At 71.4% G+C, this 17,745-nt stretch carries 7 protein-coding genes; 1 reads left to right on the top strand and 6 read right to left on the bottom strand.

Translation table 11 applies throughout. The annotated features are described in order from the left end of the window. Positions 1-881: 881 nt before the first annotated feature. The 6 genes from ABGB10_RS20055 to ABGB10_RS20030 are packed head-to-tail and all read right to left on the bottom strand — an operon-like array spanning position 882 to position 16,193. On the bottom strand, positions 882-1,697 hold the full coding sequence (locus tag ABGB10_RS20055; protein WP_347662381.1) for a hypothetical protein: 816 nt from the start codon (positions 1,695-1,697) through the stop codon (positions 882-884). After that, entirely contained in the window at positions 1,694-4,447 is a 2,754-nt protein-coding gene (locus ABGB10_RS20050) for an amino acid adenylation domain-containing protein (RefSeq protein ID WP_347662380.1), read from the bottom strand. The genes ABGB10_RS20055 and ABGB10_RS20050 overlap by 4 nt, the downstream gene beginning before the upstream one ends. After that, on the bottom strand, positions 4,444-4,869 hold the full coding sequence (locus ABGB10_RS20045) for a phosphopantetheine-binding protein (RefSeq protein ID WP_208648746.1): 426 nt from the start codon (positions 4,867-4,869) through the stop codon (positions 4,444-4,446). The genes ABGB10_RS20050 and ABGB10_RS20045 overlap by 4 nt, the downstream gene beginning before the upstream one ends. Then, complete coding sequence (locus tag ABGB10_RS20040) at positions 4,870-7,221, bottom strand: lantibiotic dehydratase (RefSeq protein ID WP_347662379.1); 2,352 nt, start codon at positions 7,219-7,221, stop codon at positions 4,870-4,872. 28 nt (positions 7,222-7,249) lie between these two features. Then, positions 7,250-12,718 (bottom strand): SDR family NAD(P)-dependent oxidoreductase, encoded by a 5,469-nt coding sequence (locus tag ABGB10_RS20035; RefSeq protein WP_347662378.1) that lies wholly within the window; start codon positions 12,716-12,718, stop codon positions 7,250-7,252. Then, entirely contained in the window at positions 12,708-16,193 is a 3,486-nt protein-coding gene (locus ABGB10_RS20030; protein WP_347662377.1) for a condensation domain-containing protein, read from the bottom strand. The genes ABGB10_RS20035 and ABGB10_RS20030 overlap by 11 nt, the downstream gene beginning before the upstream one ends. 516 nt (positions 16,194-16,709) lie before the next feature. On the opposite strand from ABGB10_RS20030, the gene ABGB10_RS20025 reads away from it, so the two are divergent. After that, entirely contained in the window at positions 16,710-17,741 is a 1,032-nt protein-coding gene (locus tag ABGB10_RS20025) for a MupA/Atu3671 family FMN-dependent luciferase-like monooxygenase (protein ID WP_347662376.1), read from the top strand. Positions 17,742-17,745 lie beyond the last annotated feature (4 nt).

The following is a 17,745-nucleotide window of genomic DNA, read 5'->3' as shown; positions in this document are numbered from 1 at the left end:
CCGCGGAGACGGCGCGACGCCGAGGTGCGCGAGGTATGGCCCGCGGACGAATAGCCAGTGTCAGTGCCCACGCCACCGACTAAGCCGGCCAGGATCGGCAGCAACTGCGGTTGGCGCTGAACAACTGAGCGGCCCGCTGTCCGTGGACTGCCCGAATCCGCGTCGAGGAGAGACGCGGCGCGGCGCAGGCACTCCGGGGGCCGAATGTCGACCGAATTGCCGTGACCTCATGATGAAGGAAAGTGACGGCCAAGGGTGACCTGCCGGCGAGTATCTTCAGTCGATGAAGACCGCATATGCCCGGTGCTGCAGCTCTGCCAGTCGCCTGTCGTGGCATCGTGATCCATCGTGAAGGCAAACGTGTCGCTGGCCGTCGGACCGACGTACCAGTTGGGCATCCGCCTCTGTGTCCCGTCTGCGAGTCGTCTTCGAACTCGCGTGTGAGCAACCACAGCCGTCGGTGTGCCTGAATCAGGGCCGCCCGCGCAGCCCCGTGACCGAACTTGACTAGCGCAAATGAGGCTAACTGGTGACGTCGCTGGCATGGCTACGAACCCTCGATCAGTGTCGGTTTCCTCTGTAGGGCAATCACCTCCCGACAGGGAACTTCCGCGAGAGTGCTCCACGTTCTGCGCGACCCGTGAGCAACCCTCAATCAGGCGAGGGCGGCTCACTTGAGATCGCCCGATCACTGGTCGGAGTCGATCCAATCCTACGATGGCCAGCGCCACGGCGATGACCCGGCGGCTTCCGCCACCGGCGACCGGGGACCCGGTTACGGCAGCCGTTTCGATAAGGAGGCGTTGGCAGATAGCTCGGCGGTGTGCGGCGACGGCTGGTCGGTTCGCGTACTAGGTCGTGGTGGACGCGAAGCTTGCTGCTTACCGCAGTGCCTCCGCCACGATACGGGCGACGGCGGGGTCGGCCAGCAGTGCCGCGCGGGACACCGGGAGGCGGTGCTTCTCGACGCCGAACCCGTCGGGCAGGTGGTGGTTTCCGGACACGATGACCGTCGCCGAGCCGCCCCGCGCCCCGCTCGCACGTCCGGCGGTGACCAGGTAGCTGAGGAAGGCGGCGAACCGCTCCGAGAACCCGCGGCTCACCTCCTCGTCGGCGTCCAACATGTCGCACACGGTCTGCACGACGCCGTCGTACAGGGCCTGGAGGCTGCGCATGGCCTCGGCGAGCTCCGCAGGAGCCTGTGTGCCGATGTTCGACCCGAGGGCGCCGGTGAAACCGGCCGCGGCAGCGAGGGCGGCCCGAATCTGGTCCTCCGACAGCAGCTCCGCATAACCCTGCACCGACGTGGCGAAGAGCTCCTGGATCAGGTCGCCGTCGACGTGACTGGGGTCGAGCAGCACGACCGGTGGCTCAGGCAGGCCCCTCGTGCGCAGCAGGTCCGCCGTCTGGCGGGCCAACGCGCCCCCGGCGCAGTAGCCGAGCACCCCGCAGACTTCCAGCCCGGCGTTCCTGACGTCGTCGAGCCAGCGACTGACGCAGCCGTGCGGATCTGTGCCGGTGACCGGGTCAGCGGTCTGCGGAGCGAACACCGGCTCCCACACGACCGGTTCCGGCGCGAGGTTGGCGACCAGATCACTGAAGCCGGCCTCGCGACGACCGGGACCGAAGTCCACGGTGAGCAGTACGCGATCGCTGAGCCCGGGGGCGAGAACCCGCCATGTGGACTGCATCGTCATCTCGATTCGTTTGTCTGGGCAGTCGGCGCGCTGAGCCCGGCGGGTACCACGTAGGCCACCAGTTGGCGGTTGCCGGCACCGTCGTCGCGGGCCACCACCACGGCGTCCTTCACCCGGGCGTGCCGGCGCAGCAGGCTGGCGATCTCGTCCACCTCGATCCGGTGGCCCCGGATCTTGACCTGCGAATCGGCCCGCCCGAGGAACTCGAAGTCGCCGTCGAGACGCAGTCGGACCAGGTCGCCGGTCCGGTAGAGGCGCTCGGTGCCGGTCTCCGGAGGGCCGGCGACGAAGCGTTGGTCCGTCAGGCCCGGACGACCCCGGTAGCCCAGCGCCAGTCCACTCCCGCCCAGGTGCAGCTCGCCCACCACACCGGCCGGCAGGACACCGCCGTCGGGGTTGAGCACCCAGGCCGAGGTGTTGCGAATCGGGCGGCCGATCGGCACGACCTCGTCGTCAGGTCCGGGACGTACCGGGGCGATCAGCGACCAGACGGTCGTCTCCGTCGGGCCGTACATGTTCCACACCTGGGAGGCGACCGCGCAGAGCCGGTTGGCCAACGGGCGGGTGAGCGCCTCGCCGCCGCAGAGCGCCAGGCGCAGTCGCAGGTGCGCCGGGGCCAGGGCCAGGACGGCGTCCCAGGTCACCGGAGTCGCCTGCATCACGGTCACCCGTTCGTTGGTGACCAGGTCGAGCAGACGTTGGGGGTCACGTGCGTCCTCCGTCGAGGCGAGCGCGATCCGTGCGCCGACCATCAGGGGCAGAAGCAGCTCCAGCACGGAGATATCGAAGGACGGGCTGGTCAGTGCGAGCATCACGTCGTCGTGGGTCAGCCCCGGGCGCTCCGCCATCGAGGTCAGGAAGTTCACCACCGCGCGATGCGGCACGTTCACGCCCTTGGGCTGGCCGGTGGAGCCGGAGGTGTAGATGACGTACGCGGAGTCCTCGCCGTCGCCCCCCGCGCTGACGGTCAGCGGCGGGCCGTCCGCGGCGTCGCCGTCGACCTCGTCCACCACGACGACCCGGGTGCCGAGGGCGGCGAAGGTGTCCGGCGCGGTGCCCGGGCCGGAGACGATCACCTGAGCCCGCGCGTCGCGCAGGATGAACTCGACCCGGCGACGGGGGTACGTCGGATCCACGGGCAGGTACGCCGCGCCGAGTTGCCAACTCGCCAGTATCGCGAGCAGGGCCTCGACGGACCGGTCGAGGTGGACGGCGACCACGTCGCCGCGGGTCACCCCCTCCCGCGCCAGCCGCTCGGCGAGCTGCCCGGCGTGCCGCCCCAGCTCGGCGTAGGTGAACCGGCGACTCCCGCTGTGCACCGCGGGCGCGTCGGGATTCTTGTCGATCGAGGCGAGCATCAGCTCCAGGGCGCTGCCCACGTCGGGCAGGGGAGTGCGTGGCGGCGCGCAGAGGCGGAGCAGGTCCCGATGCTGCTCCTCGGTCACCAGGCTGAGCTGGTCCACCGGGGTGTCCGGCGCGGCCATTCCGTGGCGGAGGAGGTTGACCATGTGCTCCAGCAGGAGGGCGGCGGTGGCCTCTTCGTAGATGTCCGCGCTGGCTTCCAGGTTCAGCAGCGTCCGCTGGTCGGCTTCGGGAGCCACGACCAGTTCGAGGTCGGTCTGGAGGGCCGTGGAGGCCAACGGCAGCCGCCGAGAGGTCAGTTCGGGCACGCCGGCGAACGCCTGCGCCGACCGTGAGGCGTTGTTGAACAGGATCTGGTAGACCGGGTTGTACGCGAGGCTCCGCTCGCGGCCCAGTTCGGCCACCACCGCGGCGAACGGTGGACGCCGGTGCACCATGGCTGTGAGTGTCTCGTCGCGTACCCGGGTGACCAGGTCGGCGAAGCTCGTGCCGGCGGGCGCCTGCACCCGCAGTGTCACCACGTTCATGAAGAGCCCGATCAGCCCTCGGAGTTCCGCCCGGTCGCGTCCGGACACCGAGGTGCCCACCAGGATGTCCCGGTCCCCACAGTGTCGGCTCAGGGTGGCCACCCACGCGGCCGACAGAACCATCGCCGGCGACACCCGGTGTCGACGGGCGAACTCCTGCAGCGCGGTGACGTCGGCATCGGTGAGCGACACCTGCGCCACGTGCGCCGACAGCGTCGGTCGACTCGGGCGCGGGGCCGCGCCCGGCATCGTGAAAACGGCAGGGGCGTCGTGCAGGCGCTCGCGCCAGTAGGCGAGGTCCTTCGCCCAGGAGCCGTCCGTCGCAGCTGTCCGTTCCTGCGCCACGTGCTCTTGATAGGTGGTCGGCAGATCCGCCGGCTGCCACCGGCCGCCGTCGTGCAGCGCGGCATACGCGTCGGAGAGCTCGTCGAGGAGCACGCCCATGCCCGCCCCGTCCGTGAGGATGTGGTGCAGGACGATGAGAAGGACGTGGTGGTCGTCGGCGATCGGGTAGAGGGTGATCCGCATCAGCGGTAGCTCGGAGAGGTCGAACCGCACGGCTCTTTCTTCTTCGGCCCGGCCCGCCCACTCGTCGAGCGACGCCACCGGGACCACGCGCAGCACAGGTGGCGCGCTGTCGTGCACCGTCACGAAGGGACGGCCGTCGCGTTCGTGGAAGGTGGTGCGCAGTTGCGCGTGCCGCTCCACGACGGCTTCGGCGGCGCGGCTGAGCACCGCCGGGTCGAGCGGCCCCCGAATCTCGTAAGCCATGGTGAGGTGATGCATCACCGTGTCCGGCAGCAGCTGCTCCAGGAGCCAGATCCGCTCCTGCCCGAACGACGGCTCGGTGGTCGACCTCACGAGTCCTGCCTTCCCGCGTCGGCCGGTCCCGCGGCCAACGCTTCCCGTACCCGCGCGGCGAGGGCCGCCACGGTCGGCTGCTCGAACAGGTAACTGGCGGGCACACCGACCCCGTACGTCTTGCGCACGTGCGCGATCACCCGCATCACCTGCAGTGAGTTGCCGCCAGTTCGGAAGAAGTCGTTGTGGATGCCCACCTGGTCGCGATTGAGCAGCTGCCCCCAGAACCCGGCCAGGTTCCGCTCCAGGTCGTCGCGGGGCGAACCGTCGGCACGGGACTCGACAGTGACCGCCGGCAGAGCGTTGAGGTCCACCTTGTGGTTCGGCGTCTGCGGCAGGGCGTCCAGCGTCACGACCGCTGCCGGCACCATGTAATCGGGCAGCAGCTGACGGAGATAGTTGATCAGCTCTTCGTCGAGCACCTATTCCCCCCTTCCGGTGCGAGGATCGGTGGAATTCGCGCCGGCGGCCGGGTCGACAGCCACGATCCGCACCTCCGTCGTGTAGCCAGCGCCGTGACCGTCGGTCAGCCAGGTCTGGCCGACGTCCGGCAGCATCTCGGAGACGGTGAAAGTGGTCTGCCGCGCCTCGGCCGTCCGCCGTACCGCCTTGGCGAACAGGTTCACCAACACCAGGCTGGTGAAGTCGACGAAGACCGGCTTGTCCTCGACCGGTACCTTGTAGAACGCTCTTTCCGGCAGGCCCAGCTCGGCGCGCCAGGCGCGAGCCGCCAGGAAGCGGTCCGGCTCCTTCTTGATGGACGCCCATCGTAGGTCGGTGGCGTCCAGCGTCCACGACTCGCGCGCGAGCACGAGCCGATCGATGGCGATGCGGGGCCGGTGCGCAGCGGGTGGCAGCGGCTTGAACCCGTTCACCGTGGCGGCCGAGAGCAGCTCGCCCACCACTTCGAGCAGGTCGAAGCGCCGGACACCGTCGCGGGTGCGGACCGCCAGTCGGCCGTCGGTGCGCTCCACCACGAGGCGTGCCGCCGGCAGCGGCTCCCCCGGGGTGCCGCCGGCGTCCGGGTGCAGCGACCAGTACGTGTACCGGGGCGACAGCAACGCCGACGGGGGGTAGGTGCGGGAGTTCGTCGCCTGCCAGTGCTTCGGCGAGGACAGGTAGATTCGTCGGTCGCCGTGGTCCGCCTCGTCCGCCCGGAACAGCCAGGACGGATCCTCGTGCTGCTCGACGAAGAGGCGGCTCTCGACGGTGTTCGATGCCAGGTGCAGCTCGCCGAGGACGAGCAGGAACTCGCCGCGGGCCAGCGCCTCGGGCCCGTCGGCGGCGATCATCAGGTCCGGAGCGTGGTGGACGGCAGCCGCCCAGGCCGGCTCCGGGGCCGCGAAAAGCTCGGCGACCCGATCCGCGATGTCCTCGGCGCGCACCCGGTGACAGGGCGTGTCGACGGGGGGCCGCAGGATCTCCTGCCACCGGCGTTGAAGTTCCGCGGCGACCCTCGCCACCGGTCGTGGCAGCTCCCGGAGAGAGAAGGCCAACTGCGGGGTGGCGGCCGCGACGACCGCCGCCAGCGACGGCGGGGTGTCGCCCGAGCGCGCGCGCACCGCCTCGTACGCGTCGTCGAAGATCGTGCGGTACTCGCGCGTCACCTCGGCGACGAACCAGCGCGCGCTCTGCAGCAGCAGCGCCAGCGGTGGGGCCAGCGCGTCGAGGACCGTGGCGCCGAGGCGGACGTCCACGTCGCGCACGGTGTCCTCGTAGAGGATGGTGCGTCCGGCGTAGGTCTGCCCCGGCCGCCGGGCCGCCCGCACCCCGGCGATCTCTTCGAACACCCCGGCGGCGTGTTGCAGCGCGACCACGAGCTTCGCCTCGTCGCCGGCCACCGCGGCGACCGCGTCCCGGGCGTCCAGAAGGCGGCCCACGCGGTTCAGGACCTCCCTGCGCACCACCGGGTCGCCCACCCGGTCGAGCCGCTCGATCAGCTCCCGCTCGGGGTGGGCGGAGACCGCCACCTCCAGGCCGAGGTGCAGGAGCCCGCGCTCCCGCAGTGTGACGAGCTGGTCGAAGACGTCCTGCTCGGTGCGGAACTCGGGGTGGCCCGACCAGAGGAAATCGTCGGCGATCTCCCGGGCGGTCCGCACGCCGTCGCAGAGGTCGATGAGCTCGGCCTCCGCCTCGGTCAGCTGAACCGGCGGCCGGCTGCTGCGGTGCAGCGTCCGGCCGACGAGGTCGAACGAGCTGACCCGGCGGGGCGGCAGCCACGGCAACAGCTGCGGGTCCTGCTCCAAGGCATGCGCGACGGCGTCCACCGCCCAGACCTCGAAGTAGGTGGTGCGTCGGGCGAGGAGGTCGGGGCCGGGCGTGACGTGTGTCGCCGCGTCGTCGGCGGACCAGTGCGCCCAGCCGACCGGACCGAAGAAGCCGATGGTGTCGTTCTTGACGCAGTAGCGCTGCCAGTAGCTGGCGATCGCCGACTCGTGGTTGCGGCCCCGGACGTTGCGCGGTTCCCCGGCTGCGGCCTTGTCGACACAGTCGGCGATGAGTGCCCGGTTCTGCCAGGCCACCGCCTCGCGGAACGCCGGGTCGCGGGCGATGTGGCGGATCTGCTCCGACAGTTGGGCCGTCGCGCGCTCATAGGCGGCCTGGTAGTCCTCGCGGCTGCCCTCGCCCGTCGTGGACCGGTCGGCCGCCGACGCCAGCTCGACGTTGCTGAGGCGGTCGACCTCGGCCGCCGGGAAGCCGGCGCTTCGCAGCACCGACTGCTTCCAGATCGACCAGTCGCTGCCGCCGAGGCGGAGCAGGTGCTCGGCCGTCACCGCCGGCACCCCCGACCCTGCCGCCGCGTCATCGGCCCGCTCCCAGTCGGCGCAGTTCCTCGATGAAGCTGCCGAGGGTGGGATAGTCGAAGATGGCGCCGATGCTTAGGTCCACACCGAAGCGGTCCCGGACCTGTGACATCAGCTCCACGGCGATCAGCGAGTCGCCGCCCAGCGCGAAGAAGTCCTGGTCGTCGCCGAGGTCGACGACGCCGGTCGCAGCCGTCCACAGTTCGCGGACCTGGTCGGCCAGCTCGGCCGGTGCCGGTGCCGGTGCCGGTGCCGGTGGCGGTGGCGGCTCGGCGATCGTCGGCGCCGGTGGCGGCTCGGCGATGGCGGACGCCGGTGCCGGCGTCGCCGTCGGGATGGCGCCCGCTGGCGTGGACGGGCCGTGCCGGCCGGTCGCCGGTGTGGGTGGCCGAGGAACCGGCACCGGCCGCCGTGCCCGCGTCTCCTCCCGCGCCGCCGTCGTCCACAGGTCCGCGGACGACGGCTCGGGACGACCGTCGCGGAACCGGCGGACCGCCACCTGTCGGGGTGTGCGCGCCGCCAACAGGGTCATCAACAGGTCGACACCGATCTCGGGCGGAATGCCCACGCTCTCGGCGGCGCCGTCGGCCCCCCGAGGTGACACCAGGGCGGCCGGATCGGTGGCGCGGCGCATGGTGAAGCCCCGCACCTCGACCAGCACGGTGCCGTCCTCGTCGAGGACGTCGAGGTCCGCCATGATGCTGTTGGCCGGGGCGTCCGGCCGGCGGCGAATGTGACTGAGGATGCGACCCGGCAACCGGCCGTGCACCACCATCGAGCGGTACATGAAGGGGACGTGGATGTCGTCCTTGTCCAGGTCCCGTACCGACGTGGTGGCGGCGTCCATCAACGTCGGGTGGACCGCGTGTCGAAGGGCCTCGTCCTGGTATTCCTCGGGCAGCGCCAGGACGAGCAGTTGGCTGTCACCGGCCGGGTGGGCCTGGACCTGCTGATAGGTGCGCCAGCGCGGGCCCAGCGTGAAGGCCTGCCGGTCGGTGCCGAACGGTGGCAGGGGGCGGTGCTCGGTCAACGTGGCGCGCAGTTCCGCCAGGTCGACGTGGCGCGGTGCCGGAGCGTCCGCGTCAGGCCGCCACGCGGCGACCCGCCCTCGTACGTGGGTCTGCACGTCGGTGGGGGAGGACGTGGTCAGCGGTGCCGAGGAGACCGCGAAGGTCCAGTTCTCACCGTCCGGGTGGAAGGCCACCTCCACCCGCCGCGGCGAGGTCAGCTCCAGCATCCGCTGGAACACGACGTCGTTCAGCCGGACCGGCTCGTCCGCCCCGTCCAGGATCTCGGCCCGGAAGGCGTCGACGACCAGGTCGAGGTGTCGGGTGCCCGGCACCACCGGCACGTCGCCCAGCCGGTGTTCGTCGGTCGCCGGGTCGTTCTCCGCGCTCAGCACCGTCTGCCACCGGCGAGCCGGAGCCTTTCCCGCGGCGGAGAGGAGCATTCCGCCCGCAGCCATGCCCACGCTTCGCCACGCCGGCCAGTCGATGCTCAGCAGGCGATCCGCGACGAGAGGCGTGTCGCGCACGAAGGTGTCCAGATAGGCGTTGGCCGCGGCGTAGTCGGCACCCCCCGACTGACCTCCCAGCGCGGCCCTGCTGGAGAAGCAGACGAAGAAGTCCAGCCGTTGGCGTTTGGCGAAGACCGACTCGAGACTCAGCGCACCGGCCATCTTGGGCGCGAACGTCGCCTCGCTGTCCGCCGCGTCGGTGAACTGGACCGTGCCGGAGCCGATCCGGCCGGCCAGATGCAGGACGCCATTGACGGGCCCCCACCGGCTGGTCACCTCGTCGACCAGGTGACCCAGTGCGGGGGCGTCCGCGACGTCGCAGCCGTGGGCCTCCACCGTCGCGCCGAGCGCGCCGAGTTCTTCGACCACCTCGCCCGACACCGACCCGCTGCGCCCCACCAGGACGAGAACCGGCTGCTGACCGGTCCTCGCGAGCCCGCGGGCCACCTCGATGCCGAGCCCTCCACCGCCGCCGGTGATCAGGTACACGCCGTTACGCCGGACCGTCGGTGACGTACCGGAGACCACCTCGAGCCGCCGCTCGGCGGGCACCCACCTGAGTTCGCCGCGCAGTGCGACGACCGGCGATCCGTCCTGGTCCGCCAGCTCCGCGGCGAGATCGTCGTCGGCTACCCGCCCGCCGAGGTCGATCAGTCGTATGGTGAGTCGCCGGTCCTCCTCCGCGATCGTCGCGGCCAAGGGCGGCAGCAGGGCGTGCTCCGGGCGTACGCCCTCGGCGCCGCTGATGTCGACGGCCTGGCGGGTCAGTACGACGATCCGAGCCCTGTCGGCCACACCGGAGACCCGGGACACCAGCCGCGCCACCTCGTGCAGCTGTCGGAAGGGGCGCTGGAGCGCGGCGACATCGGTGCGTTCGGCAGCCGTACCGGAAAGACCCCACGCGTGCACCAGCATGAGCGGCTGCCGGCCGGCAGCCGCGACGTCCCGCAGCAGGTCACCCAGCTCAGCCTGACGTCGGACGGGGAGGTGGAAGGAGCGCTCGGTCGAGCCGGACTCCCGGGTGGCCGGGACGGGCACCATCCTGATCCCGGCCCGTTGCAGGGCAATGGTCAGATCGCGTGCCCGGTCCTCCTCGGCCAGCAACAGCGCGTACGGCGCGGTGTCGGGGCTGCCGTCCGCTCGGTGGGGCGCCGGTATCCAGCAGGGCACCGAAAACGGGGACTCGTCCACGGGGGTGTCGCCGGTCAACTGCTCCTCCGTCGGGTCGTCTGTGTCGGGTGCCGCCACGCTGTGATCCCTCTCGGACGTCGGTGGGTTGTCGGGCGCGGGGAACGTTCCCTCCACCGCAGCGGTCGCGGACGGGTCCGCCCAGAACCGCTCCCGCTGGTACGGGTAGACCGGCAGCGGCGTACGGACGACCTGTTCTCCGTGACCCACCGCGTTCCAGTCCACGTCGTGCCCGTCGGTCCAGACGGCAGCGAGGGAACGCAGAACCGCACTCTGGTCCTCGCCCGGGTTCGGACGTCGGGGCGGCAGGGACGCCACAGCCAGGTGGCCCCCGTCGGCCAGGGCGCGGTGCGACCGGCTCAACGACGTGAGGGTCTGGCCCGGCCCCACCTCGATCAGCATCTGCGGCCCCTGGGCGAGCAGATGCTCCAGCGCGGGTCCGAAAAGCACCGGATCGACGAGCTGATCGGCCCAGAACGTCGGGTCCGTCGCCTGTTGCGCGGTCATCGTCGCGCCAGTGGCGGCGGAGACGATGGGGATACGCGGCGCGCGCAGCGCGACGTCGCCGAAAGCGGAGCGGAACTCGTCGGCCGCCTCCCGCATGGCCTCCGTGTGGAAGGCGTGCGCGGTGCGGATCGGCCGACTGCGCAGGCCGCGCTCCCGCAACGTGCCGGCAAGGCCTTCCAGCGCGTCGCGCGGACCGGCCAGCACGGTCTGTCGGCTCCCGTTCACCGCCGCGATCCCGACCTCCACCGACAGCAGGTCGGCCAGGTCGTCGGAGTTGGCGGCGACCGCGAGCATGCCACCCGCCGGCATCCGGTTCATCGCCCGCGCACGGATCGCCACCAGCGCGACGGCGTCGGAGAGACTGACGACCTCGGCGACCGCCGCCGCGGTGAGCTCGCCGATGCTGTGGCCCAGGAGGCGGTGCGGCACGACGCCCCAGGAGCGCCACAGCTGCGCCAGGGCGTACTCCACCGCGAACAGCAGCGGCTGCGCGACGATGGTGGCCGCCAACTGGGTGTCGTCGCCCGTACGCCAGGCGTGCGCGACGTCCGTGCCGGCCGCCGAGAACAGGTGCAGCGTCTCGTCGAGCGCCTCGGCGAAGCGTGGCTCCTGCTGATACAGGTCCTGCACCATGCCGGCGTGCTGAGCGCCCTGCCCCGGAAAGAGGAAGGCCAGTTCCCGCCGGTCTCCGGAGCCCCGGACCACGGAGTTGACGTCGCCCGCGGCGAGGCCGGTGACCGCCTCCGCGGCGGTTTCGGCCAGCAGGGCGGCCCGGTGCGGATAGGCGCGGCGGCCGTGTTGAAGCGTCGAGACGGTCGCCGCGAAGGTCCGCTCACCGTGGTCGGCCAGATGGCTTCTGAGCCGTTCCTGGTAGGTGTCCCGGGCGCTGGTCGTCGCTGCTGACCAGACCAGCAGGCGAGGCCGGGCGACGGCGGGCTCGGCCACCCGTAGGGGCGCTTCCTGCAGCACCGCGTGGGCGTTGGTCCCGCCGATGCCGAGGGAACTGACGGCGGCCAGCCGGGGCCGGTCGGAGCGGCGCGGCCAGGGGGTGGGTTCGCTCGGCAGGTGGAAGGGCGAGCCGTCGAGCTCGAGCTTGGGGTTGACGGCGCTCACGTTGATGGTGGGCGCGATCCGCTCCCGCTCCAGGCTGAGCACGGCGCGGATGAACGAGGTGACACCCGACGCGTGCCCCAGGTGACCGACGTTGGCCTTGACGGAGCCGAGGGCCACGGTGCCGTCACCCGGGTGCCCCAGTCGGCGGTACGCGGCCAGCAGGGCCGCGACCTCGATCGGGTCGCCGAGCATCGTCCCGGTGGCATGCGCCTCGACCAGCCCCACGTGGTTCACGTCCGCCCCGGCCATCATCATGGCCTCCAGCACCACGTTGGTCTGGCCGGTCACGCCGGGGGCGGTGAAACCGACCTTCCGGGCGCCGTCGTTGTTGACGGCGGTGGCCCGCACGACGGCCCGGACCGCGTCACCGTCGGTGAGCGCCTGGGAGAGCTTCTTGAGCACCACGACACCCACGCCGCTACCGAAGATCGTGCCGCTGGCGGCGGCGTCGAACGGCCGGCAGTGCCCGTCCCGGCTGAACGGTCCGTCCATCGCCCACCGGTACCCGTGGGTCACCGGCATCTCGACCTCGACGCCGCCGGCGAGAGCGATCTCGCACTCCCCGTTGCGGATGGCGGCCACCGCCTGATGGATGGCGACCAGCGAGCTGGAGCACGCGGTCTGCACACTCATCGCCGGCCCGGTGAAATCCAGCTTGTACGACACCATGGTGGCCAGCGAGCCAAGGTTGTTCCAGGTGCCGACCGCGAGTCCGGTGATGCCCGTGGGCGTCCCCGGCTTCGGGCGCAGGTAGAGGTCGACGTACCGGTTGGTGCCGGCGGCGCCGAAGACCCCCACGTCGGTCACGGAGTCCGGGTCGTAGCCCGCGTTCTCCACGGCGGCGTGCGCCGTCTCCAGGAACAGCCGCAACTGCGGGTCGCTGGTGCGTGCCTCCCGCGCGGTCATCCCGAACAGCGCCGCGTCGAACATGTCCAGCTGCGCGGCTTCGGCGACCGCCCGCACGTACGTCGGATCGTCCAGGGTGGAGCGGGGAACTCCGGCAGCCAGCAGCTCGTCCTCCGACGGGAAGCGGACAGACTCCCGACCCGCGCTGAGGTTCTGCCAGAGCTGCTCCACGTCGTCGGCGCCCGGGAACCGCCCGGCCATGCCGATCACCGCGATGGGCTCGAGTTCATCGGTCATCCCCCGACCTCCCTTTCCGGTCCTGGTTCAACTGGGTTCGGACGGCCCGGCGTCGGTCACCGGCACTCCCGAGCCCGGCCGCGGAACGCAGGGGCGCCATCGGCCCGGCAGCCGCGTCCGCTCCGGCGAGCAGCGCGCTGACCTGGCGAACGGTCGGATGTGCGAAGAACGCCGTTGCCGGAGGCGGATCGGGCATCGCATCGGCCAGCAGCGCGTGCACCTGCAGCAGCCTCATCGAGGTGAGACCGGCTTCGAAGAAGTGTTCGTCGAGACCGATCTGCCGGCCGATGACCCCGGCGATGAGATCGCCCAGCCAGCGTTGGGTGTCGGTGGCCGGGACGTCCCGGCCACGCTGCCGGACCGCCGTGTCGCCGGTGTCCGTGGGTGAGAGTTCGGTGGGGTGGAACACCACCTTGTGGTTGGCGCTGGTGGCGAGGCGGTGCCGGATGTCGATCCGGGCAGGCATGGCGTGCCTCGGCAGCAGCGACAGCAGGTGCGATCGCAGCGCCTGCGGGTCGATCGTGGCTTCGGGCCGGGGGACGACCTGCAGGGCCAGGACCGGTCCGGCCGCGGTGGCGATGGTCCCGGCGACGGCCTGTGCCACCGGACCCGCGCGCAGCGCGGCGCTCTCCACCTCGGCCAGGTCCAGGCGGTGACCGTCGACGTCGACCTGGCGGTCCCGCCGGCCGACGAACTGGACCCCGCCGTCCGGGTCGACGCGGCCGACATCGCCGGTCCGGAAGGCCGGTCGACCGTCCGGGCCGGTGACGAAGCGGTCCGCAGGTCGACCGTCGTCCAGGTATCCCTCGGCGAGCAGGGGACCCGTCACCACGATCTCGCCCGGCTCACCTGTTCCGACGTCCCGGTCGTCGTCCGCCAGGACCAGCAGCTCGTTGCCCGCCACGCCGCGCCCGTGCGGCAGCACCTCGTCGTCGGCCCACCGTGACAGCGCCTCCTCGGCGGACTCGCCGTGACCGATCACCTGGTGGCAGGCGGCCAGCTGCGGCGTCTCGGTGGTGCCGTAGCCGTTGACCACGGCGGCCGGGGTCAGCTTCCGCAGCCGCCGGACCAGCCCGGCGGTCAGTGGTGCGCCCCCACTGAGCACGAGCCGCAGCATGTCCAACCGGACCTGGGGCGCGGAGTGGTGCGCCGCGACGAGCATCTCCAACAGCCCGGGGGTGCCGTGCAGCACGGTGACCCGCTGATCGGCGAGGAAGCGCAGCAGTGCGGCCGGGTCGGCGAGCACCGCCTCCGGGGGTACCGCGACGCTCGCCCCGGCGTGCAGTGCGACGAGCAGATCGCGCAGCACCGGGTCGTGACCGATCCCGCCGACGAGCGCGAACCGGTCCGCGGCGGTCGGCCGGAACGTCGCCCCGTACCAGGCAAGCGCCGCGCTCAACGGCTGCGGACCGACCACCACGCCGGCCGGGCGTCCGCCACTGCCCGAGGTGAACAGAATGTGACTCGCGCCGGGCAGCGTCCGCGGCTCCGGCACGCCGCTGCGGAGCGCGGGCGCCGCTCGCGGCTCCGACGGTACGTCGATCACGGCCGCAGGCTGGAGCTGTTGCTGCTGTTCGGCCAGGCGAGCTTCGGGTAGGGCCGCGTCGACCAACGCGAGCACCGCCCCCGCGCGCCAGCCGGCGAGCAGCGCCGTGGCCAGACCAGCGCTGCGGCGGCCCCGGATCTCCACCACCTGCCCCGGCGTGACACCGGCGGCGCTCAGCCGGGCACGAAGGTCCTCGACGGCGGCGTCGAGCACGCCGTAGCTCAGTGGACCCTCGACCGTGTGCAGCGCGGTGTCGTCACCGCTGCCGCGCAGGGCCCGCGCCGGCGACCAGGCGTCGGCACCTGCGATGGCCGGTGCCGGATCGGCCAACGGCGAGTGCGCCCGCCGGTCCGCGCTGACCAGGGAGACCGCCCGCGGCGACACGTGGGCGTCGATCAGCATCTGGTCGAGGACGAGCAGGCACTGATCGAGCAGCTCCCGGGCCACACCTGTCCGGACCCGGTCCTCGGCGCGGACCAGCTCGAGGCGGAACCCGTCGGCGTCGCGGTGCAGGTAGAGGTTGAGGTCGAACAGCGCACCCGTTCCCGGCGCCGGCTGCGCCCGCACCTCGACATCCGGAAGGCGGGGCAGCTCAGCGCTCTGCGTGAGGTCGTTGAACCAGACCTGGAACAACGGATTGCCGAAAGGACGTACGGGCAGGTTCAGCTCGGCGAGCAGGGCGTCGAAGGTCGGGGTGGCGTGAGTGATGGCGCCGACGTGGCGGTCGCGGACATGACGCAGGACGTCGAGCAGATCGGAGCGACCACCGGTCTCCAACACCAGCGGGACGGTCTCGATCAGGAAGCCGACCACCTGGTGCTCCGTCTCCGTGCGGCGCCGACTGGCCGGCATACCGATCACCACCTGCTCCGTCGCGCTCCAGCGCGTCAGGACCACGGCCAGGCAACCCAGCAGGAGCACCACCGGAGTGAATCCGTGTGTACGCAGGAACCGATCCACCCGGCTCGTCCGCTCGGCACCCAGCGCCACCTCCTGCTTCGCGCCGCGCAACGAGGGGGCCATCGGCTGAGCGACCGGCAACTTTGGCGTGTCCCGCACCTCGGCCAGCAGGTCCTGCCAGTAACGCAGGTCGGCTCGCCAGGCGGTGCCGCCCACCAGCCGGTTCTCGGCCTCGGCGTACTCGGCGAAGCTGGGGGCGGGATCGAAGGTGGGTGCCTTCCCGGCCGAGCGGGCCGCGTACGCGGTGGCAAGATCGGCCACGACGATGTCCGCCGTGGCCTGGTCGGAGATGATGTGATGCATCGAGAGCACCAGGCACGCGTCCGTGGTGTCGGCCGAGCGCAGCAACCCCGCCCGCAGCATGGGCGCTTCGTCCATCGGGATCGTGACCGCCGCGACCCGGCGTACGAACTCCGCGACCGCCGGGTCGGTGAGCACACCGTCGGCCTCCTCGACCGCCAACTCCGGCCGCGCACCGTCGTCGTACCGCAACTCCGGCGCGTCGGTGACCCACGCGCGCAGCGCGTCGTGGCGCCTTCCGACGTCACGAAGAGCGGCGCGCAGCGCGTCGACCTGAAGATGGCCGCGCAGGCGCAGCGCCGTCACCACGTTGTAGGCGGCCGACTCGGGGTGCAGCCGGCTCAGCACCCACAGCCGGCGCTGGCTGGGGGCCAGCGGCGAGCGGTCGTGGGCGCGGCGCTGCTCCGCGGGGGCGGGCGCCGGCGCGGGAACGGCCTGTGCTCGCACCTCAGCCAGAGACGCGTTGTCACGCATCAACAGGGCCAGCGGAATCTCCTGGCCCAACCGCTCCCGCGCCGCGGCCACGAACCGGAGGGCGGCGAGGGACTGCCCACCCAGCGTGAGGAAACCCTCGGCCTCGTCCTCCTCGCTCTCCGGTGGCCCGGCTGCCTCCCACCAGAGGTCGTCGAGCGACACGCTGCCGGGCGATCCATGCGGGCGGTCCGCCATCGGTAGTACTCCGTCCGTTGAAAGCGCGTGCGAGCGCGTGCGGTGGCGTCGCTGGTGTGAGGTCTCGGCCGGCCTCGTCCGCACCCTCGGTGCGTCCCGTCCGTCGTGTCTGACGCCGGCCTGAGAAATGTTGCTGATTTCTCGAAAGCACAGCCTCTCGCCAATTGCCGCAGCGGCGAATACCGCCGGTCGACGTGTCCGCCCTGGGGTTGCTGCGGCGCTTTCCGCACCCATCGACCGGGTCGGCCGATGAGCCAGTCATTCGTGCGGACCTGCTCCCGCGTACCGAGGTGGGTCAGGTCCTGTGAGCAGCACGAGGATCGGGTGACGGACAGCAAACGAGAGTAAGCGCGCCCACCCGTCGCACGCCACGATGGACCCGTCGGTGTCGACCGGGGAAGGTGGATGGATGCCAATTGGTTCCGGCATTGGGAGCGTCGACCCGCAACTCGAACGGAATAGTCAACCGCCCAGCACTCATGCAGATGACTGCTCCGAGCCAGGAGTTACCACAGCATGAAGTTCAGTATCTTCTACTTCGCGGATGCGGCCCCGAGACGGGACGCGGGTCTCTACCGTCTCCTCATCGACGGCGCACGGTTCGCCGATGAGCACGGGTTCGAGGCGGTGTGGACGCCGGAGCGGCACTTCCACGCTTTCGGTGGCCCGTATGCGAACCCGTCGGTGACCGGTGCCGCCGTCGCTGCGGTCACCAAGCGTGTGAAGGTCCGCGCCGGCAGCGTGGTGGCACCGTTGCACCATCCGCTGCGGATAGCAGAAGAGTGGTCGATGGTCGACAACCTGTCGGGCGGACGGGCCGGCGTCGCCTTCGCTCCCGGGTGGAACCCGGTCGACTTCGCCTTCCGCCCGGAGGCGTTCGCGGAGCGCGCGCGGGTGGTGGCAGAAACCGTGGGTCAGGTCCGCTCGTTCTGGGCCGGCGAGCCGGCGAATGTGGTGGACGGGAAGGGGCAGACCCGGCAGGTGCAGCTGTACCCGCGGCCGGTGCAGGACGAACTGCCGATCTGGATCACGAGCGGTGGCAGCCCACAGACCTTCGAGGTCGCCGGACACCTCGGCGCGGGTGTCCTGACCCACCTGTTCGGTCAGGACATCGAGGAGCTGGCGCAGAAGATCGAGGTCTACCGACAGGCCGCGGAGGCCGCGTCCGCCCAGCCGAACGTGGTCGTCATGCTGCACACCCTGCTCGGGACCTCCCGTGAGGAGGTGCGTTCGCTGGTTGAGGCTCCGATGAAGGAATACCTACGGAGTTCGTTGGATCTCATGTCGCACATGCCGGCCGACGACGACGACCTCGATCCCGTCATGGTCGAGGCGGTGGTGAACGAGTTGCTCGAGCAGGCCTTCGAACGCTACTTCGCCGACACCGGTCTGTTCGGCACCGTGCAGGACGGATGGAAGCGGGTCGAGGAGTTGCGCGCGGCCGGCGTCGACGAGATCGCGTGCCTCATCGACTTCGGACTGCCCGACTCGACGGTCATGGAAGGACTGCGCCATCTCCGGGACCTGAAGCAGTCATGCGACGGCTGATCCG

Origin of the sequence: Micromonospora sp. B9E7 (genome assembly GCF_039871815.1) — a bacterium.
Classification (GTDB): Bacteria; Actinomycetota; Actinomycetes; order Mycobacteriales; family Micromonosporaceae; genus Micromonospora.
The sequence above is the reverse complement of the archived record's forward strand: the minus strand, read 5'-3'. Positions and strand labels throughout refer to the sequence as shown.

Bases quoted from the DNA above. Each gene is read 5' to 3' on its own strand.
- ABGB10_RS20055 (WP_347662381.1), bottom strand. From the start codon at position 1,697: ATGACGATGCAGTCCACATGGCGGGTTCTCGCCCCCGGGCTCAGCGAT.
- ABGB10_RS20035 (WP_347662378.1), bottom strand. From the start codon at position 12,718: ATGACCGATGAACTCGAGCCCATCGCGGTGATCGGCATGGCCGGGCGG.
- ABGB10_RS20030 (WP_347662377.1), bottom strand. From the start codon at position 16,193: ATGGCGGACCGCCCGCATGGATCGCCCGGCAGCGTGTCGCTCGACGAC.
- ABGB10_RS20025 (WP_347662376.1), top strand. From the start codon at position 16,710: ATGAAGTTCAGTATCTTCTACTTCGCGGATGCGGCCCCGAGACGGGAC.